The organism is Natrinema versiforme JCM 10478 (assembly GCF_000337195.1).
Classification (GTDB): Archaea; Halobacteriota; Halobacteria; order Halobacteriales; family Natrialbaceae; genus Natrinema; species Natrinema versiforme.
Genome location: NZ_AOID01000064.1, coordinates 20902 through 42023 on the forward strand (window position 1 = coordinate 20902; position 21122 = coordinate 42023).

At 62.6% G+C, this 21122-nt stretch carries 15 protein-coding genes; 6 read left to right on the forward strand and 9 right to left on the reverse strand.

Going from position 1 to position 21122, the window contains the following annotated elements:
• Positions 1–316 precede the first annotated feature (316 nt).
• On the reverse strand, positions 317–1564 hold the full coding sequence (locus tag C489_RS19845; protein WP_006433176.1) for a prolipoprotein diacylglyceryl transferase: 1248 nt from the start codon (positions 1562–1564) through the stop codon (positions 317–319).
• A 212-nt stretch (positions 1565–1776) separates the two neighbouring features.
• Positions 1777–2727: a succinylglutamate desuccinylase/aspartoacylase family protein gene (locus tag C489_RS19850; RefSeq protein WP_006433177.1), complete on the reverse strand. Its 951-nt coding sequence runs from the start codon at positions 2725–2727 to the stop codon at positions 1777–1779.
• An 80-nt stretch (positions 2728–2807) separates the two neighbouring features.
• Between C489_RS19850 and C489_RS19855 the strand changes: the two genes are divergently transcribed.
• Entirely contained in the window at positions 2808–3545 is a 738-nt protein-coding gene (locus C489_RS19855; RefSeq protein WP_006433178.1) for a creatininase family protein, read from the forward strand.
• Between the two features lie 209 nt (positions 3546–3754).
• On the opposite strand, the gene C489_RS19860 is transcribed toward C489_RS19855, so the two are convergent.
• Entirely contained in the window at positions 3755–4198 is a 444-nt protein-coding gene (locus C489_RS19860; RefSeq protein ID WP_006433179.1) for a GlcG/HbpS family heme-binding protein, read from the reverse strand.
• Positions 4199–4638: 440 nt separating this feature from the next.
• Between C489_RS19860 and C489_RS19865 the strand changes: the two genes are divergently transcribed.
• Positions 4639–7212, forward strand: coding sequence for a GcvT family protein (locus C489_RS19865; RefSeq protein WP_006433180.1), 2574 nt, complete (start codon positions 4639–4641; stop codon positions 7210–7212).
• A gap of 350 nt (positions 7213–7562) precedes the next feature.
• Positions 7563–9329, forward strand: coding sequence for an aldehyde ferredoxin oxidoreductase family protein (locus C489_RS19870; protein ID WP_006433181.1), 1767 nt, complete (start codon positions 7563–7565; stop codon positions 9327–9329).
• A 114-nt stretch (positions 9330–9443) separates the two neighbouring features.
• On the opposite strand, the gene C489_RS23270 is transcribed toward C489_RS19870, so the two are convergent.
• Entirely contained in the window at positions 9444–9827 is a 384-nt protein-coding gene (locus C489_RS23270) for a DUF7344 domain-containing protein (RefSeq protein WP_449289387.1), read from the reverse strand.
• A gap of 186 nt (positions 9828–10013) precedes the next feature.
• Positions 10014–10247, reverse strand: a complete 234-nt coding sequence (locus tag C489_RS19880) for a hypothetical protein (RefSeq protein WP_152423215.1) — start codon at positions 10245–10247, stop codon at positions 10014–10016.
• A gap of 69 nt (positions 10248–10316) precedes the next feature.
• Here C489_RS19880 and C489_RS19885 point away from each other — a divergent pair, with 69 nt between their 5' ends.
• Together C489_RS19885 and fdhF are read left to right on the forward strand one after the other, a co-directional pair.
• Positions 10317–11840 carry an NADH-ubiquinone oxidoreductase-F iron-sulfur binding region domain-containing protein gene (locus tag C489_RS19885; protein ID WP_006433184.1) on the forward strand — a complete coding sequence of 508 codons (1524 nt, stop codon included), beginning with the start codon at positions 10317–10319 and terminating at the stop codon, positions 11838–11840.
• On the forward strand, positions 11837–15172 hold the full coding sequence (gene fdhF / locus C489_RS19890; protein WP_006433185.1) for a formate dehydrogenase subunit alpha: 3336 nt from the start codon (positions 11837–11839) through the stop codon (positions 15170–15172). The genes C489_RS19885 and fdhF overlap by 4 nt, the downstream gene beginning before the upstream one ends.
• Before the next feature lie 165 nt (positions 15173–15337).
• On the opposite strand, the gene C489_RS22365 is transcribed toward fdhF, so the two are convergent.
• Together C489_RS22365 and C489_RS19895 are read right to left on the reverse strand one after the other, a co-directional pair.
• Positions 15338–15499, reverse strand: a complete 162-nt coding sequence (locus C489_RS22365; protein WP_006433187.1) for a hypothetical protein — start codon at positions 15497–15499, stop codon at positions 15338–15340.
• Positions 15500–15721: 222 nt separating this feature from the next.
• Positions 15722–16102 (reverse strand): Rid family detoxifying hydrolase, encoded by a 381-nt coding sequence (locus tag C489_RS19895; protein ID WP_006433188.1) that lies wholly within the window; start codon positions 16100–16102, stop codon positions 15722–15724.
• Between the two features lie 139 nt (positions 16103–16241).
• Here C489_RS19895 and glyA point away from each other — a divergent pair, with 139 nt between their 5' ends.
• Complete coding sequence (gene glyA / locus C489_RS19900; protein WP_006433190.1) at positions 16242–17492, forward strand: serine hydroxymethyltransferase; 1251 nt, start codon at positions 16242–16244, stop codon at positions 17490–17492.
• 478 nt (positions 17493–17970) lie between these two features.
• Here the strand turns inward: glyA and C489_RS19905 are convergent, their stop codons facing one another.
• Together C489_RS19905 and ilvA are read right to left on the reverse strand one after the other, a co-directional pair.
• The gene (locus C489_RS19905) at positions 17971–19599 is read right to left on the reverse strand and encodes a BCCT family transporter (protein WP_006433191.1); all 1629 of its coding nucleotides are present in this window, start codon (positions 19597–19599) and stop codon (positions 17971–17973) included.
• A gap of 278 nt (positions 19600–19877) precedes the next feature.
• Entirely contained in the window at positions 19878–21116 is a 1239-nt protein-coding gene (gene ilvA, locus C489_RS19910; protein WP_006433192.1) for a threonine ammonia-lyase, read from the reverse strand.
• Positions 21117–21122: the final 6 nt, after the last annotated feature.

Here is a 21122-nt window from a genome sequence, read left to right on the forward strand (position 1 = left end):
CCTATTAAAAACAGTTCACCTGTGATATTGAACCTCAATATAAACCAGGGAGAACTCGGGTGGGGACGAATGGAGGGACATGATCCACAGAGAGCCGGAAGCGTACTGTTGATCTCGGTTGGTAATCAGTCGACGGGGTCCGAATGTGCAGTGTCTGTCCGATTCCTGTAGTACGGAGCTGCACAAGACGAGCGGCAGTCATCCGGGGAAGCATTTCAGAACAGATGTGGCTCGTCGAGCGTGGTCCTCCTCAGCGAAAACCCCGTCTCGCTGCTGGACACACTGCGGCGATGGGCGTGTCCAAAGAATCGCGATATCAGCCGCTGATGGCACTGCTGTGAATCCGGCTGGCGATCTCTTCGCGGGTGATTTCCCGATCCGGGTCGTGCGAGAGTCGATGCATGGCGAGATCGATCAGATCTAGCTGTTTGAGCAACTTCTGTGTGCGGTCCCGGTTGAGGTCCAGTTGTCGTTGGACGTCGTACAGCGTCATCGACGACTCTATGGCACTCACCACCTCTTCGATCGTGAGGCCGTCCGGGAGACCGAGCCCGTCGGCGGCGAGCTGTGTATTGGAGACGTTCTCGATCGGGTCATCTTCGTCCGGTGCGAGATCCTGTTCCGCTGTCGATTCGGATGTCGACTGTGAGTCCTCGGGACACTCCGTCTCGGCTGCCGACTCGTCTGTCTCGTCGACTGTGTCATCGGAGTCCGCCGCCGCTACGCTACCGTCTGCCGTGCAGTCGTCCGTCCCGGTCTCGTCGGCCGCCTCGGTTTCGTCGGCTGTCGCGTACGACATCGGTTGGTGGATACCGGCCTCGGTCATGTACCGACGAACGGTCTCCGAGGCGACATCCATCTCGATGTGTTCGGCCATCTCTGCGAACGTGTCGAAGGAATCGTACAGACATTGGAGGTAGTCGTCGTCCTCATACGGTGGGAGGTCCGCCGATCGTGCGGCGTCGAGTTTCTCCGCTACCTCGTCCTGGCCGCTCGCCGACTCCACAGTCGTTGCCTGGGCGTCCTCGTGTTCATCGATACCGTCTGAGCCGTCAACCGCTTCTCCGCGAGCCACCGTCGCAGTACTCGCGTCGACGGGTTCTTGGTCGTCGTCGATCGCTTCGTCGCTCTCGGTAGTGTCTGCCGGTGGACGGGATTGAGAGTTGCGGTCTTGGGAGGCTGCTGCTTCGGAACGCTGGTGTTCCTCCTCTACCTCGAAAGTGAGCGTGAGCGTCGCCACCACGGTGCCGTCGTCGGTCACGCGAGCGTCTTTCTTGGTAGTTGATACACCCTCGGGAACGTACTCGTCTATCTCCGGTAGCATCGACCCGGAGAACTCTATTTGCACCCCGCCGTCGTCTGTGATCGTTGCTGTCTGCGGCGATGTCTCCGTTCCTGATTTCTCCCCCGAACACAGGGAGAGCGGAACGTCGAGTGTGGCCGTTAGCCCGGACTCGGATTCCTGGGTGGGCATCTCCGCTTCGATACGTCGGACCCTCCCGCCATCCGATTCGTATCGATTGACCACGTGGGAGAGTTCTTTGAATGAGGTACTGACGCCCATGGTATCACATCCCATTCTTCGGCTATATAAGCATCAATGGGGAATAACGAATCCCTTTATGTGGGGGGAGTTTACATGGGGAGAGATACTCAAGCGACGATACTCCTCTACTCCGTATCGGGCACGTGCTTCCCGTACCGGAGTACGGTTGCGGTCGTTGCAGGTCTTACAGGTGGTTCGTTGACGCTGACGATCGTCTTGCATCGCACTGCTTAGACGACTTCCGCGATATCGGCGAGTTTCTCACCGGCTGCGACGACGGATTCTCTCGTGAGTGAGTAGACGATTCCGCGTTCACGCGCCGTCACCGTTTGTAGTTCCTCGAAGGTCGATGGATTATAGACCGCCCCCAGCGCCGTCTCCGGTGACACCCGGTCGCCGACTTCGATGTCGGGGTTGGGTTCGAAGAACCCGGACTCTTCGGCCCTGATGCAGTCACCGGCACTCCGAAACACGGTCCGAGTGGACGGAGTGTCCGGCTCGCCGTCTAAAACGTTCATTTCGCGAAGGACGTTCCGGATCCCCGCCACTCCTCGCTGCACCGCGCTGTGGTCTACCTGCCTGCTGTTCGACAGTTCCGGCGTGATCGCTGGAATACCTGCTCGTGCGGCGGCTGTCCGTAGCTTTCCGCTGAAATAACGATCGGCAGCGTCCTCCTCGAGGGTGTCCACGAGAAGGTGTTCGGTATCGAACGCCGCTGCGAGCGCTTTCGAGTCGTCGTGGAAGCGGACGTGTTCCAGCATGTCTGCGGCCCCGGTGTGGAGATCGATGACAGCGTCGGCATCTTCGAACAGACACCACAGTCGTCTGGCTGCGCGTTCCTGCAGCGTTCCCTCCTCGTTACCAGGCCAGACGCGATTCATATTCGAGTTGACCGCGTCGAGTGCCTGCGGGGTGACGTACGATCGGTGGTCGAACGCACGCGGATTCGCGATGGGCACTACGAGCACTGTCCCTGCGATTTCGGTAGACAGCAGGTGATCGTGGAGTCGTCGTAGCGCGGCAGTTCCGTTCAGTTCGATTCCGTGCTGGGCGGCTTGGACGTACACCGTTGGACCGGGGCCACCCTCGTATCGGTGGACGGTAACAGAGACGTCGGAGCCGGATGGCAATCGAACGAGACGGCGCTCGGTCGCCGTATGCGTAACGCGGTTGCGGTTCATACTCCATCTGCCGGGTGTCACGGCTTGTAAGTGTCGGGGAGGGTGGGTTTTTATACGCTTCCGCGAACAGCAGCCAGTACATGCACCTCGAGCGCACGACGTGGACCGACATCGATACCGTTGCGACGGATCTAGCGATGGTCCCGATCGGTAGCACGGAACAGCACGGCCCTCACGCCGCGTTGGGTACCGACACGCGCAACGCCGAAGCGGTCGCTGAGTCCGCCGCCGAACGGCTCGACGACCCGGTCATTGTATCGCCGGCAGTCCCAGTCGGCATCGCTGAGGAACACAGACAGTTTTCCGGAACGCTCTGGACTTCCGAATCGACGTTCAGGTCGTACGTCCGTGACATCGTCAGGAGCCTGGCGTCACACGGTTTCGATCGCGTCGTGCTGGTGAACGGTCACGGTGGAAACATCGCTGCGCTCCGAGAAGTCGCGGGAACGATCACACGCCACGACGATGCGTACGCGGTCCCGTTCACCTGGTTCGATGAGGTCGGAGACCACGCTTCCCGCATGGGACACGGCGGGCCGCTGGAGACGGCATTGCTCCAGCACGCGAACCCTGACTGCGTACACGAGGATCGCCTCGAGGACGCGGCAGCGGAAGCCAGCGATCGATGGGGTGAGTGGCAGGGACGGACCAATCTCGCGTTCGACTCAGCCGAGTTTACCGAGAACGGCGTCGTCGGCGATCCGCGCGAGGCAAGCGCCGACCTGGGTGCGGACCTTCTCGATGCCGCGACCGACGCGCTCGTGGAATTGCTCGAGACCGTCGCCGAGCACGAGACAGACCGTCCGCCCCATCGGTAACACGGCTGCACACGGGCGATCCGGTCCGGATACCGCTGCTATCAGTGTTTCAATGGGACAGTACACTTCGACAGGAAGAATGGCTGGCGTATTCCGAGAGAGTGCTCGGTAACCGTGTGAGAACTACACGCTAGCGAAGACACAACCGAGCGACTGAGAGACGTCTGGATCAGTCGCTCACGGACTGTGTATCACCGGGCTCTCGCCGATCAGTCGTCTGCCGTGATCGCTTCTTCGTCGATGAGTTCGTTCCACCGTTCGACGCCAGCTTCGGCGACCTCGCGGTCTTGGCTCACGGCGCCGCCGGAGACACCAATCGAGCCGACGACTTCACCGTCTCGCTCGAGCGGATAGCCGCCACCGAAGATGACGATCTGATCGTCGTCGGTCGTCTGGAGGCCGTACAGCGAGTTGCCCGGCTCGGAGGGCTCTGCCAGTTCGTGTGTCGGCATTTCCAGGGCAGACGACGTGTATGCCTTGTTACGCGAGATGCTTACGGAGGCCAGCCAGCCGCCGTCCATGCGGTGCTGAGCGATGAGGTTCCCCTCGCTGTTCGCGATCGTGATCACCATCGGGTTGTCGATCTCGTCCGCTTTCGCTTCTGCCGCTTCGATCAACTCTGTCGCTGTCTCCAGCGGAATGGATTCGACCATGCAAGCGGAAGGTGCGGAGATACCATGAAATAAGTTGTCGTTATTTCTTCGACAGATGATATAATTTCGGAAAATTAGGGGAGAATTATGTCTCCATGGGGCTTCTATGTATGGCTATTTCAGGATTGGCTTGATTGCGACGAGTAGCTGCAACTAGAAGCTGTCACCCCCGACGTAGCGTTCCTCTCGCAAGAAATAACAGTAAAATAATGTTTTGTGCTTCTCTCCGACCGTCTCGATGCCTCTGCTGACCGGTGGCGTGTCCATGCACGGAACCGAGCGCCGTCGCTTGGCGATGGTGGCGTAGAATAACAGTGATATCAGTGTTATGCACACCATCTCGCAAAACTCTAAGTATAATCCTTCTGCTACTATCTGGTGAAGATTCGGGTGAGCGATACTTATATTTGTACTCGACTGGCACCACGAAGTGTACACTTATGAACGCAGATGACAGCTTGCCGGACCAAGCAGACACCGTTATCGTCGGTGCCGGTATCGTCGGGTGTAACCTGGCGTACCAGCTTACTGAACTCGGCCGGGACGATGTCGTCGTCGTCGATCAGGGACCGATGCCGACCACTGGTGGCTCTTCCAGCCACGCGCCGGGGATCATGTTTCAGACCTCGGAGTCGAAGATCCTCTCGAAGTTCGCCAAATACAGCCGTAACCTGTACTCGGACCTCGAGGACGACAACGGGGTGCAGGCCTACAAGGAAGTCGGCGGCATCGAGGTTGCGCGGACCGACGAGCGCATGGACTACCTCCAGCGCCGCGTCGAGTGGGCGGAATCCTGGGGGCTCCCGAACCCGGAGATTCTTTCGCCCGAGGAAGTAGAAGAAAAGCTGCCGCTCGTCGACAGCGACGTGATCCAGGGTGGGTACCACTCCCCGACTGACGGCCAAGTGTCCGGCGTCGTCGCCTGCGCTGCCCTCGCCAGAGAAGCCATGGACCGGGGAGCGACGTTCGTGCCACATACCCGCACCGAAGACATCGAAACGGAGAACGGGTCGGTCACCTCGGTCGCCACCGAAAACGGGACTATCGAGTGTAACGAAGTCGTCATCGCGACGAACATCTGGGCGCGTCAACTCGGCGAGAAGCTCGACGTTCACCTCCCGGTGACGCCGGTCGAGCACCAATACACGATGACCGAGTCGCTCGAGGAGCTTGCCGACAACCAGATCGATGTCAGCGATCACCCGCTGTACGAGGGTTACAAGGACGTCTCCGGCGAGAAGACCGACCGCCTGCTCGCGAGCCCCGATCGGCCGATCCTCCGCGATCAGGACAACGCGATGTACTTCCGGACCCACGGGGACTCGTACGGAATCGGGTCGTACAACCACGAACCCGTCGTTCCGGACCCGCGGGAGCTCGGCGGCAACGAGGACGGCGGCGAACAGGGCTCGGTCCACGAGTTCACCGAGTACCACATGAACAACGCGACCCACCCGGACCGGCCGGACAAGGCCCCCCGCCAGGCCAGCGACGAACTGCTGCCGGCCACGGAGGGGAAGGAACTCGAACACAAGTACAACGGCATGTTCGCGGAGTCCCCCAACGGTCTGCCGGTGATGGGTCCCGTCCAGGAGTACGACGGTCTCTGGTCCGCGGCCGCCATTTGGGTCACTCACGCCGGCGGCGCTGGCAAGGCGCTCGCGGAGTGGATGGAAAACGGCGTCCCCCGTCTCTCCGACGGCCCGATCGACCTCCGGCACTGCGACGTCAATCGGTTCGACGACCACGAAGGCAGCTGGGACTTCGCACGGGACATCGGCGGCGAGGAGTACCGCATCGTCTACAACATCATGCACCCGAAGTGGGTCTGGACGGATCATCAGCGCGACATCCGCCGCACGCCCATGTACCACAGCCACAAGGAACTCGATGCCGAGCTGTGGGCCGAAGCCGGGTGGGAGGAACCGCAGTGGTTCGAGTCCAACGCCGACCTGCTCGCCGAATACGGCGACCAGATCCCCGACCGTGAGGGCTGGGAAGGCAAGTACTGGTCGCCCATCGAGGGCGCGGAGGCGCTCCACGTCCGTAACAAGGTCGGCCTCCACGACATGACGTCGTTCAACAAGATGGAGGTCATCGGGAGCGATGCCGGAGACTTCGTTCAGCGCCTCTGTACGAACGACATGAGCCTCGACGTCGGCGACGTCCGGTACACCTTGATGTGTAACGAGGAGGGCGGCATCCGTGCGGACATCACCGTCACGCGCGTCGACGACGACCGCTACCTCATTCTGACGACCGGTCGCGAGGTCGGAAACAACCACGTCGCGTGGGTCCGCGAGCAGTCCCCCGAGGACGTGGTCGTCAACGACGTTACCTCGAGCCTGGCGGCGATGGTCTGTACCGGTCCGAACGCGCGGAAGGTGCTCTCGGAGGTGACGGACGCGGACCTCTCCGATGAGGCGTTCCCGTTCTTCACAAGTCAGCAGTTCTTCGTCAAGAACGTGCCTGTCACCGCACTCCGCGTGTCCTACGCCGGCGAACTCGGCTGGGAGCTGTACACGCCTGCCGAGTACGGCGAGCAACTCTGGGAGCATCTCATGGAGGCCGGCGAAGAGCACGACATTCGCCCGTATGGCAACGGTGCGCTGAACGCGCTGCGCATTGAGAAGGGCTTCCGGCTGTGGGGCGAGGACCTCCACACCGAGCACAACCCCTACGAAGCGGACCTCGGGTGGGCCACCGACCTGGAGACCGACTTCATCGGGAAGGAAGCGGTCGTCGAAGCGGCCGAGGGGAACAACATCGACCACAAGGTCGCGTGCCTGACCCTCGATGACGAAGCGGCGACGATCCTCCCTCACCGTCCGATCTTCGACGGTGACGAACGGATCGGCTACGTCCACAGCGCCGAGTACGGGTACACGGTCGGTGCCTGCGTCGTCTACACGTACCTCCCCCCGGAGTACGCAGAGCCCGGGACCGAACTCGAGATCAAGTACGAGGGCGACCGGTACGACGCCACCGTTCGCGAGGAACCGCTCCTCGATTAAAACGAGCGCATTTGGCGACACAATGTGATCTCGCGTCTGCCTTTTCTTTTCTTCTCGATGAGGGAGACGCTCTGTCGTGCGAGGGGAGTGATCACCGGCAGCGAAACCTGCTCGTATAATCGTACCTCGATCGGGGAAACGTAGTCCGGCGGGCAGTTGGCCTCGAGTTCACAGTGACGGCAGGAGCCCAATCTGCGACGCGACGTGTCTGTGGCCTCCTCGAAACGGTCGGTAACCGTCTCATCAAGTGCACTGACGCGGTAAACGGCTATCGGCGAGTGGGGTCCGCGCGGTGCTGTCCGTTCGGTGACGAGATACTTTTTTACACTGCAAGGGGATACGTCCACTCCATGCACCTTCGCGCGCCCGATCGACTCCTCCGCGTGGATCTCTCGACGGAGTCGGTGGACCGCGTTTCCGTTCCGGATGAGTGGCGACGACGCTACGTCGGCGGCAAGGGTCTCGGAGCGCGGTACCTCTACGAGGAACTGGACGCCGATACCGATCCGCTCGGGCCGAACAACGTCCTGCTGTTCATGCTCGGACCGGTCTCGGGACTCCTGCCGGGAGAGAGTCGCTACGCGGCGATTACGAAGTCCCCGCTGACCGGGGGCTTCCTCGACTCGTACGCTGGCGGGACGTTCCCGGCAGTGCTCGCGGGTGCGTTACGCGACGCCAGTGGCATCCTCGTCACCGGGCAGGCGTCACAGCCAGTCCGACTCGTCGTGGCGGACGGAGACGTGGCTATCGAGCCAGCCGAGACCTGGGGTTCGGATACCGTCGCCACTGACGAGCATTTTTCCGATGCTGCAGTCGCCTGTGTCGGTCCTGCCGGGGAAAACCAGGTTGCCTACGCGACCATTTCGTCCGACGGTGGCGACCACCACGCCGGTCGGGGCGGCGCGGGTGCCGTGATGGGTGCCAAGCGGCTCAAGGCTGTCGTCGCCCGAGGCGACCCCCCGTCGGGCCTCGAGGAACTGCGCGAGCGGTATGCGGAACGCTATCGCGAATCGGACACCGGCAAGTGGCTGCAAGCGAGCGGTACCGCCGAAACGGTCGATTTCGCCAACGAGACCGGCGTGCTCCCGACGCGGGGTTGGCAAGACGGGCAGTTCGAGGGCGCAGACGACATCGGCATCGCCGCCGTCCGCGAACTGGCGCGCGAGCGGGAGTACCCGGACGACGACCCCGGCGGATACCGAGTCGAGACCGACGCGGGCGAGAGCGTCCCCCGCGGTGCCACGGCGATGACGCTCGGCGCGGGCCTGGGCATCGACGACTTCGACGCCGTGGCGGAACTCGGGGCGACGTGTGACCGCCTCGGTATCGATCTGATCAGCGCCGGAAACACCGTCGCGTGGGCCGTCCGCGCCAGCGAGGCGAACCTGATCGATCGCTCGGTTGCGTTCGGCAATCCCGACGATGCACGATCACTTCTCCGCGGTATCGCAGCCCGAGAGACGACGCTCGGCGACGTACTGGCGGAGGGAGTCGACGCGGCGGCTGAGCGGTTCGGTGGCGACGACCTCGTGCCGACGGTCAAGGCGATGGAACTGCCGGCGTACGATCCCCGTGGTGCCGAAAGCATGGCGCTGGCTTATGCTACGAGCGATCGCGGCGCTTGCCACCGGCGAGCGATCCCGATCGAGCGGGAGATCTTCGAGGACTGGAGTCCCGAGCGGGCCGCCCGCGCCGTCGCGACTGAACAGGACCAGCGATCGATCCTCTGGAGCCTGATCGTCGACGACTTCGTCGGCGATGTCTTTGAGGATCTCGGTGCCGAGTGGCTAGACGCCGTGGGGTTAGACACCGACGGAGACTTACGGACGATCGGGGAGCGCATCTGGACGCTCACCCGGTTGTTCAACGTTCGCGAGGGCGTCTCTCGAGCGGACGACGAACTCCCGCCCGCGCTCCGAACTCCCCTCGAGTCGGGGCCGAACGACGGGCAGTCGGTAGCCGAGGATCGCTTCGACGCGATGCTCGACGCCTACTACGCGGAGCGCGGGTGGGGAGCCGACGGCCGACCGGCTCGCGAAACGATCGACCGGCTCGGGTTGGACGAGGCCGTCGACGACGAGACGCCGCTGGCCGAGCACCCCATGGAACCGAACTGATCGTCGCAACGGCCACTGCTCGTCAGGACGCGGGGCCGTCTCGGCCAGCAGTTGCAGCCGAACCGTTCCGGCACTCGTCTGGCACCAGTCCGGACGAAGCTAGTCGGTTCGTAACTACAGCGGCCAGTCGTCGGCAACGTCCAGAAGCGGACGTAGCTCCGCAGCGGTCTGTGTGAGCGCGACTGTCTTCTGGTCCTGATCGTACTCGACGAGATCCGCATCTGCCAGTTTCGGAATATCTGCGTGATAGAGCGACGCGTAGGCGTCTTTCGCGTCCGCTTTGGAGACCTCGGCTGTCCCAGTACCGTTCTCCAACGCGGCGACTTCGTCTGCCAGGTCCGCTAACGCCATCGGGTTATCGACCGATCGCAGGCACCGAAGCACGCACCGACGGCGCTCGGTCGACAGAATCTCGAGCGCGGTATCCGCTGCTAGTGATTCGATACCGCTGGGATCCAGACCCGGGCCAGTAGTCGAACAAGTAGTATTGTCCGGCATTATAATTTATCCTGCAGTATGGTAAAGATGTGTTAGTAAAATAGATTTCTGATTCCGACATACCCAAACGCAGAACTGCGAAAGCAAATAGTATTGTGCTTCTTATATTTGTCGTCTGCACCACGGAACAGCGTGTGGCCGCGTTACCCGAGACGGTTCAGCCACGCGATCCCGGCTATCAAGCGCTCACCGAAGCTCCAGTTGCTCGGCGCGCTCGACTGCGGGGTCGGCGATCGCCGTGAGAGAGGTGTCGAAACGATCGGCGAGTACGCACACCAGCATGCCGGCCTGAACCGCTGTGTCCTCCGAAGTTCGGCCCTTCCTCGGTATCGTCTCCGGAATAGCGCTCGTGGCGGCTATCCAACCCCGAAAGCCAGCGTCTGTCGCCGCCATCGCTTCAGTCGTGGGTTTCGTTTCCACATAATATAAAAATAATTACAGTAGTTCGGTTATGAGAGTTTTTATCCCTGCGATGCAACGGTCTACTCAATGAAACGGGGTACAAGTACCGCTGGTCGCTCACCGCTCGTCCGCGTCGCGACCGACGTAGCGGCGAACGACGACGAACAGGTCGTGACGGCGATGCGAGACGAAGCCGAGTCGATACCGGTGGTCCGTACGGGATCAACCGGTGTAACGGGGAGCGAACCGCTCGTGATGGCGACGCACGAGGGGCAAACGGCGTTCTTCGCCAAACCGGAGCCGTCGACCGCTCGAGACCTCGTTGCCACACTGGAAGACGGATCCATCCCAGCGGCTGACGCTGATGCGGTCGTCGAACACGAGCCCGAGACGACATCGCTTCCGATCCCGAACACGGGACCGCTCTCGATCGGCCAGCGATCGGTGCTCGGCCGGTGTGGCTGGGCCGATCCGCTCGAGCCGAACGAGTGGCCGATCGTCTCGTCTGCTCGAGCCGCCGAGGCGGTGACCGATACCGGACTCCTCGGTCGGGGGCGCGGCGACGCCGCTGCCGATGACCCCGTCGCCGACGTGTGGGAGACCGTTCGGGACGCGGACGGGGACCCGGTCGTGGTTGCCAATGCGAACGAGACACGCGACGAACAGCGGGGGGACGAGGTGCTGCTCGGCGGCGCGCCGATCGCCGTCCTCGACGGGATCGCGGCCGTCGCCGAGTACGTGGGTGCCGACGACGCCGTCGTCTACCTGAACGAAGCGGATAGCCATCTCCATCGACACCTCCGCGAAGCGATCGATGCAGTTGCCGACGAACTGCCGATCGTTCCGCAGCTGGTCGCCGGCCCCGACGAGTACCGGGCCGGTGCCCCGACGGCCGCGCTCGAGGCGATGGAAGGTGCCGACCGGATCGAACCGCGCCTCCAGCCGCCGTCACCCGCCATGCACGGTCTCTACGGACGACCGACGGTCATCCATACGCCGCGGACGTTCGCACAAGTACGGCAGGCGATCCGCGATCCGGACGCCTTCGACGCGAACGCCGCCGACCCGGGCACTCGGCTGATCACTGTCGCCGGCGATGTCGCTGACCCGGCGACCATCGAACTCCCGTCGGACAGCAGTCTTTCGGTGGGACGAGACGCCGTCGAACTGATAGGGTCGTTCAAGATGGCCTGCGCCGGCGGGATCCTCGGCGGTATCACGCGGGACCTCGATGTCGCCCCGACCGCACAGTCGCTCGCTGCGGCCGGTCTCGGGACCGACGGCGTCGTCGAATTGCTGAACGACGACCGGTGCGTGGTCGCCGATGTCGGCGAGCGCGCTCGATTCGCGTCCACCGAGAACAGCGGCCGCTGCGTGCCCGGCCGCGAAGGGACGAAACAGCTCACCGAACTCCTGCGAGACGTCTATCAGGGATCGCTCGAGGCCGACGCGATCCGCGAACTGGCTCGAGTCATGGCACGGTCGAGCAACTGCCAGATCGGCGCTCACGCGCCCCGTCCCGTGACGACCGCGCTCGACGAGTTCGAATCCGAGTTCCACGCACACGCTGACGGTCGCTGTCCCAGCGGCACCTGTACTGAGAACCTATGAGCACTGACCACACACTTCCAGGCGTTCCCGATATCGAAGACTCGCAACCGAATACGCCGGTCACCGCTACGTTCGAGACCGGCACCGCGAACGACCCCGACGTCGGCACCGACGGCGACGAGTCGACGACGGTGACGATCAACGGCGAACCGGTGACCGTCCCGCCGGATTCGACCGTTATCGACGCGATGCAGGCCGTCAGCGACGAGACGGTCAGCGTCGACCCCGGTGCGGATGGTGTCGAGGACGACGCCGATGTCCCCGCACTCTGCTACTACGACCGGGATGGCGATTGCAGCGGTGAGATCGGCCCGCGAAGTGAGTGCCGGACCTGTATGGTCGAGACCGACGAGCACGGGCTCGTTCCCTCGTGTTCGTTCCCGGCCGAAGACGGGCTCTCCGTGCAGACGGACACGCCGGATGCCGAGGAAACTCGGAGCGTCAACCTCGATCTAGTCCTCTCGAACCACAACCTCCGGTGTACGACCTGCAACGGCAACGGCCGCTGCGAACTGCAGGACACCGCTATCAGCGAGGGCGTCGACCATCCGCGCTATGGGGTCTTCGACGACCGTGACGAGTACGAACCCCTCGACGACAGTTCGTCGTTCATCCAGATCGACCGGAACAAGTGCATCCTCTGTAATCGGTGCGTCGAGGGCTGTAACGACGTGCAGGTCGAAGGCGTGCTTCGAATCGAGGGCCACGGCGAGGACACCCGCATCGGCTTCCAGTCCGACGCCGAGACGATGGCCGACTCCGACTGCGTCTCCTGTGGTCACTGTGCGACCGTCTGTCCGACCGGCGCGCTGACGGAGAAGGACATCGGCGGCGCTGCGACGCTTCCGCTTCCGGGATTCACCCAGCGTAACTCCATTGGAACGGTTATGGAACACGAGGCGGCCGAAACGCTCGACGACACAACGGCACCGAACCGCTCGCCCGACCCCGGCGGAGAGGGTCGGATCGGAGCCAGCCCCAGCGTGAGCCCGGACGATCGAAGCGGCGTCGCCCGATTCATGGCACAAAGCAGGCACCGTGCGCTGGACCTCGCCACGGAGTACGGTCGGAAAGCCATGCTGGCCGGCGAACACACCGCCGAGAACGTTGCCGCGACGGTGCTCCCCGAGGGACGACTGTTCGATGTCGCGTCGGCCGTGAGCGGCTACCGACTCGGTAAGGTCGACACGGAGGAGACGACGTGTGGGTTCTGTGCTGTCGGCTGTCGGTTCGAGATGTGGGGCAAGGACGGCGACGCGATCGGTGTCCAACCCGTCGACGATCCCGCCCAGGCACCCGCCAACAATTTCTCGACCTGCGTGAAAGGGAAGTTCGGCCACGAGTTCGCCAACAGCGACGAGCGGCTCACGGAACCGCTCGTGCGCAACGACGACGGCGAGTTCGAGACGGCGTCCTGGGACGAGGCGCTCGATCGCGTCGCGAGCGAACTGCGCGCGATCCAGGACGACCACGGCGTCGACGCGGTCGGCTGTCTCGCGTCGTCGAAGGGGAGCAACGAGGAGGCCTATCTCGTCCAGAAGTTCGCCCGACAGGTCCTCGGCACGAAAAACATCGACAACTGTGCGCGGCTCTGTCATTCGACGACAGTGGCGGCGCTGCAACAGACCCTCGGGTACGGTGCCATGACCAACCGTATCAACGAGGACGTCGGTGAGGCCGACGCCTACCTCATCTCCGGGTCGAACACGACGGAGTCGCATCCGGTCTTGGCAACCCGGATCAAGCAAAACGTCCGAGACGGGGCCGACCTGGTCGTCTTCGACCCCCGTGAAGTCGGCATCGCCGAGCACGCAGACCAATACACGCGGACCAAACCCGGGTACGATGTCGCCTGGCTCAACGGGCTCATTCGATATATCGTCGAGAACGATCTCCACGACGAGGCGTTCATCGAGCGCAACACGAAGGGATTCGAGAAAGTCAGGGAGAAGGTGCAGGCATTTACGCCCGAGAAAGTCGAAGAAATGGCGGGTGTCCCGCCCGAAGAGCTCAAGTCCGCCGCCGAGACGCTCGCCGACGCCGAGACCGTCGTCTTCGGCTGGGCGATGGGGATGACCCAGTCCAGCCACGGCACGCAGAACCTCCTCGCGATGGCCGATCTCGCACTCGCGCTCGGCCAGCTCGGCAAGCCCGGTGCCGGACTCTCACCCTTCCGGGGCCAGAACAACGTCCAGGGCGGCGGTGGCGACATGGGGACGCTCCCCGGAAGCCTTCCAGGGTATCAGGACCCAGCGGACCCCGAAGTCGCCGAGAAGTTCGAAAACGCATGGGACACGCGTCCGCCCGAGGAACCGGGGCTCAAGGTGCCGGAGATGCTCTCGGAGGCCCACGAAGGGAACCTGCGGGGCATGTACGTCGTCGGAGAAAACCCCGCGCTGTCCGAACCCGACATCCAGCACGCCGAAGAAGCACTCGAGAAACTCGAGTTCCTCGTCGTCCAGGACATCTTCATGACGGAGACGGCGACGCACGCGGACGTAATCTTGCCCGCAGCGACATCGCCGGAGAAACACGGCACGTTCACGAACACCGAGCGCCGCATCCAGCGGGTGCGCCCGACTGCGACACCGCCCGGGACGGCGCGCCAAGACTGGGAGATCACGCAGGATCTGGCCAACCGGCTCGGGTGGGACTGGGACTACGACCATCCGCGGGAGGTCATGGACGAGATCAGCGACCTCACCCCGATCTACGGCGGTGTCAGCTACGACCGCATCGAATCGGGCGACGAGCACGGACTCCAGTGGCCCTGCTGGGACGAAGCGCACCCCGGAACGCCGTACCTCTACGATTACGAGGACGGGGAGTTCAACTTCGACGACGGCAAGGCGCGGTTCGTGCCCGCGGACGGCGGCCACCCCGGCGAGTTACCTAGCGAAGAGTATCCGCTCACGCTCACCTCCGGGCGGGTGCTCTACCACTGGCACACCGGCCAGATCACCCGGCGCGTCGAGGGGCTCATGAGCCACGTCGGCGAGAGCTTCGTCGAGATCAACCCGTCGACGGCCGCCGACCTCGGCGTCGAAGACGGCGAGTACGTCCGGGTCGAGTCCCGCCGTGGCAACATCGTCGTCAAGGCGACCGTGACCGACCGCATCGGCGAGGGGACGCTGTTCATCCCGATGCACTTCGCTGCCGGCGCGGTCAACAAGCTCACTCAGGAGAGCTTCGACCCGCACACCGGCATTCCCGAGTACAAGGTCTCGAGCGTCCGTCTCGAACCGCTCGGATCGGACGCCGATCCGGACGTGCTGCGGGCACCCGACGCCGGAGCCGATAGCGGTGCCAGCACCTCGGCCAGCGACGACTGAGCGTCGGAGTCATCTCGAGCACCGACTGTTTCTGTTCGAGCAAACTTCCTGTCTCGGAGCCGTCACGGAGTCACTACCCGGTTCGGTCTCTTTCGGGTCACACGAGCGGAAACCGAACGCTATCCAGCGAACCGCGGATACGGGACGTTCAGCCGAATTGACTCATCAGGGCGCGCCGTAACCGACTTCCTCTCGAAGTTCGTCCCACGATTCGTGGAAGCCGTACGTCGACTCCGACTCTGCACTGATGGTGTTCTGGTACACAGTATCGTATTGTAATAACTGCGTCCAGCCGTCGTGGTACCGGTAGCTACAGTACTGACACATGGACGATCATACACCGCCCGCTGAAAAAGGAGTGTCGGTCACCCCGAGCACCGACCGACTGTTCCAGCGTCGATACGCCGGTTGTCCCCTCGTTGTCGGAAAACAGCTGGCGGCATCCGCGTGACCGCGCAGTATGCGAAGTCGAGCCGGAGCCTGACCGTGTGATTGCGGCGAACTCCCGTTACACGCTACGGGCGCTCGGTCCCTCGTCGTCGACTGCGACTACTCGAGTACGGCGAGCGCTTCGATCTCGACCGCTGCCCCCTTGGGAACGCGGCCGACCTCGACGGCGCTTCTGGCGGGCGGCTCCTCGTCGAAGAACTCGCTGTACGCTTGGTTGAACTCGTCGAAGTCATCGATATCGTCGAGGAACACGGTCGTCTTGAGGACGTCGTCCATCGAGCCCCCTTCGGACTGGAGAATCGCGTTGACGTTTTCGAGACATTGCCGAGTCTGTTCATCGACCGGCGCGTCGTCGAGGAGTTCGCCGTCCGTCGTGAGCGGGAGCTGGCCGGCGGTGAACAGCAGTTCACCGTTGGTCGTTGCCTGACTGTACGCGCCTACGGCTGCCGGAGCATCGTCGGTACTGATTGCACGCTTCATAGCCACACGATAGCCGTTCCTGTCTCTTAAAGCCAGGTACTGTGACGGCTTCTCACCACATTGTCTCGCATATATTACTCTTTGAGGTTGCAAGCCCGCTGCACGCAAGATACTTACCGTCTATAATCGACATCTAGCTATGGCGTTCAAACAGTCACTCGAGCAGATAGATCCGGATACGGCCGAAGCGATCGACCTCGAGCGTGAACGGCAGGAATCGACCCTCGGGATGATCGCCTCCGAGAATCACGTCTCGAAAGCCGTGCTCGAAGCACAGGGGAGCGTTCTCACGAACAAGTACGCCGAGGGATACCCCGGCGGGAGATACTACGGCGGCTGCCAACACGTCGATACCGTCGAAGAACTCGCCATCGAACGCGCAAAAGACCTGTTCGGGGTCGACCACGCCAACGTACAACCCCACAGCGGTACGCAGGCCAACATGGGCGTGTACTTCTCCGTGCTCGAACCGGGCGACAAGATCCTGTCGCTGTCGCTCTCACACGGCGGCCACCTCTCTCACGGCCACAACGTCAACTTCTCGGGACAGCTCTACGACGTCGAACAGTACGAGGTCGACCCCGAGACGGGCTACATCGATTACGACGACCTGGAGAGACAGGCGAGCGAGTTCGACCCGGACATCATCGTGAGTGGCTCCTCGGCGTATCCCCGCGAATTCGAGTACGAACGGATCGGCGATGTCGCGGACGCGGTCGACGCGTACCACCTCGCGGATATCGCTCACGTGACGGGGCTCGTCGCTGCCGGCGTCCACGACTCGCCGGTCGACCATGCGGATTTCGTCACCGGGAGCACACACAAGACGATCCGTGCCGGCCGCGGCGGCATCATCATGTGCGACGAGGAGTTCGCGGACGATATCGACTCGGCAGTGTTCCCCGGCGCGCAGGGAGGGCCGCTGATGCACAACGTGGCCGGCAAGGCTGCAGGCTTTGCGGAAGCGACCACCGATGAGTTCCAGTCCTACGCCATGCAGACCGTCGTGAACGCGAATATCCTCGCCGACGAGTTCACCGACAGCGGACTCTCGCTGGTGAGTGATGGCACGGACAAGCACCTCATGCTCGTCGACCTCCGTGACTCCCACCCCGACATTACGGGCAAGGAGGCTGAAGAACTCCTATCCGATGTCGGCATCATCGTCAACAAGAACACTGTGCCCGGTGAAACGCGATCGCCGATGGTTACCAGCGGAATCCGCGTCGGGACGCCGGCGCTCACGACCCGAGGCTTCGGCGAAAAGGAAATGAAGACCGTCGCCGACCTCATCGTGGATGTCCTCGACAATCCCGAGGATGAGGAGATTCACGACCGGGCCGCTTCGACGGTCGAACACCTCTGCCAGGAGTTCCCGATCTACGGATAGCCGACAGGGACCCGCCTCGAGCGATCGAGTACGCACGACTCTTTTTCGGGAACGCTTGAGCAGTCACGCTGGCGGACCCGTGTGTGAGACGGCCCGGAATAGGTCGCCGACTCCGTGATTGCAGAGTACGCTCGACGGTATACCGTGTACTTGTGGGTCCAACGCCGCCACCTCGAGCGGCGGATTACTCTCTCTTTCTCTCTCCGACCTGCGCGACGCTGTCTGCCACTCTGGAGGCCGAGATAGCGCGTCTCTACGATGCAAAGAAGCGCGGTGACATGACCGTCAGCGAGGACAGGTCACTCTGGGAACCAGTAGACGGACAGCCAGGGCGACGGCTGCTGTACTGACTCCCCGTACTGCGAACGGTCGAGCCTCGCAGCCGATCGGTCCGCTCGATGCGATCGCTCTCGTCGTCAGGTAGTGTCTCAGTGCTGTCCGTTTCGACCAGTTGGATCCGAGCGCCGTCGAACAGCGATCAATCGTCGTCCGCCCCTTCGGCCGACATATCGTCTGGAGCGTCGAAGTTCGTGGACGACTCCGACATGGTATCCGGGCGACGGGTGTCGAAGAAGATGGGGCGTATATCACGGCAGATGTAGATGATCGCCGCGACCGCGAGGAGGGTAATGATGGCGAATGGCCCGCCGGTGATAATCGACGCCGCCTGGAGCGCGTTGACACCGCCCACGACCATTAGCAGGGACGCCAGCGCGCCGACCAGTCCGCCCCAGATCACGCGGTTGATCGTTGACGGCTCGAGTTCGCCCCCGGTCGTGAGCATCCCCAGTGCCAGCGTCGAGGAGTCCGCCGACGTGACGAAGAACGTCGTGATCAACAGCAAGAACAGGAGGTTCAGGACGCCACCGACGGGAAGCGCCTCGAACAGCGGATAGCCGGAGCCGGCGACGCCGTACTCGGAGATAACGCCGAGGATATCCGCCGCGTTGGTCGATTGGAGTTTGATCGCGGTACTACCCATAATTCCGAACCAGGGAATCGTTATCCCCGTCGACGCCAGGACGCCGGTGGCGACGACCTGCCGGATCGTTCGACCGCGCGAAACGCGGGCGATAAACAGGCCGACGAACGGCGTCCAGGAGAACCACCATGCCCAGTAGAAGACGGTCCAGCTCCCGACCCAGCTCGCGCCGTTGCCCGCGTTCAGGAAGAAACTCATCGCGACGAACTGGTTGATATACTGCCCGAGCGCTTCCGTCGTGACCGTCATGATGTACACTGACGGCCCCAGTATGAACGCCAGCAGCATGACGAGCATGAACAGCCCCATATTGAACTGGGAGACCCGACGGATCCCCTTCTCGATACCCAGCGTTACGGACAGCGTAAACGCGATAGTCAGGGCGGTGATCGCCAGTACCGTCCCGGCGTCACCGACCGATACCCCGGTGGTGTACTCGATGCCGGTCAGGAATTGGCTCCCGACGAACCCGAGCGTCGTCGCGATACCGCCGAGGGTGGCGAACACCGCGAGGATATCGACCAGTTTCGCCCAGACGCTGTCTAGGTTGTCGACGCCCAAGAACGGGGCGAGTACCGTCGAGATACGCATGGGCGCGTCGTGCCGGTACGTGTAGAACGCTATGGGAAGCGACATGATGGCGTACGCGGCCCACGCGGAGAGCCCCCAGTGGAAGAACGTGTACTGGACAGCACCGACCGCTGCGTCGGCCGTCTGTGACTCGCCACCGACGAACGGCGGGACCGTGTCGTAGTGGAAGATCGCCTCTGCCGGCCCCCAGAAGACGATTCCTGCCGCGATTCCGGCTGAGTACAACATCGAAAAGTACGACAGGAAGCTGTACTGTGGCTCCTCGTCGGGCTTGCCGAGTTTGATGTTCCCCCACGGACCGAACACCAGAAACAACGCGAACACCACGATGAAGAACATCGCGAGGATGTACACCCAGCCGACGTTTTGCCACAGGAACGAGTTCACATTGTTGACGGCTTCGGCGGCTGTGTCCGGTATCAGCGCGAACGCGACGACTGCTACCAACGCTGTGAGGAACCCGACGAGAAACACGGGACCGTCGAGTTCGTCCGTGAACCGAGCGAACCGACCGTTTGGCTTAGAGTCGCCCATATGCAGTCACCAATGTTTGCCTCGAGTACGTGCCGTCCGTGCCGATACGAATCCGTCCGATCTCACGACGGTGTTCTCTCGTGTCGTCTCGATTCGTGGTCTTCCCGCTTGCGCGGTACCCTTGTCTCGTGATAGCATTGGGGTCTCTCCCATCTCCTAACATCTCGTAGTGGCGTATAAACCCCTGGTAGTGACTGGCACTGAACATATTATAACAATAATTTGTAACAAATCCGTTCCGTTTCGGAACGATGCTTCCACTACGTATAATTTTATTTTTACGTCTGGTTGATGTCTTCGACGGTGTATCCTTCCGATTCGATCGCCCCGATGATCGACTCGGCGTGTTCGGCACCGCTCGTCTCGATCCGGAAGACGAGATAGGAATCACCAACGCTGAGATTCTCCACTGCCCGGTCATGGCGGACATCGTGAATGTTCGCGCCGTGGTTTGCGATGATCCCGGAAATCTCTTCCATCTTGCCCGGGGCGTCGTTGATCCGCACGCGCAGCCGAAGGATCTGCTTTCGGTCGGTGAGTGCGTGGATGAGGACCGTTTGAAGCATTGTCATGTCGAGGTTTCCGCCACAGAGCAGCGGCATGACAGTTTCGCCCCGAACGTCGAGTTCGGGGCTCAGCACTGCTGCGACGGACGCCGCCGCAGCGCCTTCGACGACCTGCTTGGCGCGCTCGAGCAGTAGCAAGATCGCGTTTGCGATCTCCGTGTCGGAGACGGTCACGATCTCGTCGACGTGCGCGTCGATGAGATCGAGCGTCAAGTCGGAGATGCCACCGGTCGCGATCCCGTCAGCGATCGTGTCGACTTCGTCGAGCGTGACCGGCATGCCCTTGTCTAGGCTCTCGTGGACCGTCGACGCGCCCTCCGCCTGTACGCCGACGATCCGCGTGTCGGGCGACCGGTGAGCGAAGGCAGTCGAGATCCCGCTGATGAGTCCGCCGCCGCCGATCGGGACGACGACGGTGTCCAGGTCCGGGCAGTCCTCGTCCATCTCGATCCCGAGTGTCCCTTGGCCAGCGACGATGTGTGGATCGTCGTAGGCGTGGACGAACTCCGCGTCGCCGCCTTCGGCTTCGGACTGGGCGTACGACATCGCGTCCTGGAAGTCTTGGCCGACGAGTTCGACGGTCCCACCGTAGCCGCGGGTCGCGTCGATCTTCGCCTGCGGGGCGGTCTTCGGCATGACGATGGTCGACTCCGCGCCACACTCCGTCGCCGCCAGCGCGACGCCCTGTGCGTGGTTTCCGGCGCTGGCAGCGACGAACTCATCGACCCCCTCCTCGACAGACTGCGATATCTTGTTGTAGGCACCTCTCGTCTTGAACGAGCCGGTCCACTGGAGGTGTTCCATCTTCAGGTACACCTCGCCGCCAACCATCTCGCCGAGCGACGTGCTCTGTTCGACCGGCGTGCGCTTAACGACCGTGTCGTCGTCCAACCGGTCGTGTGCCTCCTGAATGTCCTCGTATCGTACCTGCCGTTCGCGTGATTCGCTCATGGTGTA

What these genes read in the sequence shown, in the direction of transcription:
- C489_RS19845 (WP_006433176.1), bottom strand. Translation starts at nt 1,564, where the DNA reads ATGGGCGTCAGTACCTCATTCAAAGAACTCTCCCACGTGGTCAATCGA.
- C489_RS19870 (WP_006433181.1), top strand. Translation starts at nt 7,563, where the DNA reads ATGCACCTTCGCGCGCCCGATCGACTCCTCCGCGTGGATCTCTCGACG.
- C489_RS19860 (WP_006433179.1), bottom strand. Translation starts at nt 4,198, where the DNA reads ATGGTCGAATCCATTCCGCTGGAGACAGCGACAGAGTTGATCGAAGCG.
- C489_RS19850 (WP_006433177.1), bottom strand. Translation starts at nt 2,727, where the DNA reads ATGAACCGCAACCGCGTTACGCATACGGCGACCGAGCGCCGTCTCGTT.
- C489_RS19905 (WP_006433191.1), bottom strand. Translation starts at nt 19,599, where the DNA reads ATGGGCGACTCTAAGCCAAACGGTCGGTTCGCTCGGTTCACGGACGAA.
- fdhF (WP_006433185.1), top strand. Translation starts at nt 11,837, where the DNA reads ATGAGCACTGACCACACACTTCCAGGCGTTCCCGATATCGAAGACTCG.
- glyA (WP_006433190.1), top strand. Translation starts at nt 16,242, where the DNA reads ATGGCGTTCAAACAGTCACTCGAGCAGATAGATCCGGATACGGCCGAA.
- C489_RS19865 (WP_006433180.1), top strand. Translation starts at nt 4,639, where the DNA reads ATGAACGCAGATGACAGCTTGCCGGACCAAGCAGACACCGTTATCGTC.
- C489_RS23270 (WP_449289387.1), bottom strand. Translation starts at nt 9,827, where the DNA reads ATGCCGGACAATACTACTTGTTCGACTACTGGCCCGGGTCTGGATCCC.
- C489_RS22365 (WP_006433187.1), bottom strand. Translation starts at nt 15,499, where the DNA reads ATGTGTCAGTACTGTAGCTACCGGTACCACGACGGCTGGACGCAGTTA.
- C489_RS19895 (WP_006433188.1), bottom strand. Translation starts at nt 16,102, where the DNA reads ATGAAGCGTGCAATCAGTACCGACGATGCTCCGGCAGCCGTAGGCGCG.
- ilvA (WP_006433192.1), bottom strand. Translation starts at nt 21,116, where the DNA reads ATGAGCGAATCACGCGAACGGCAGGTACGATACGAGGACATTCAGGAG.
- C489_RS19885 (WP_006433184.1), top strand. Translation starts at nt 10,317, where the DNA reads ATGAAACGGGGTACAAGTACCGCTGGTCGCTCACCGCTCGTCCGCGTC.
- C489_RS19855 (WP_006433178.1), top strand. Translation starts at nt 2,808, where the DNA reads ATGCACCTCGAGCGCACGACGTGGACCGACATCGATACCGTTGCGACG.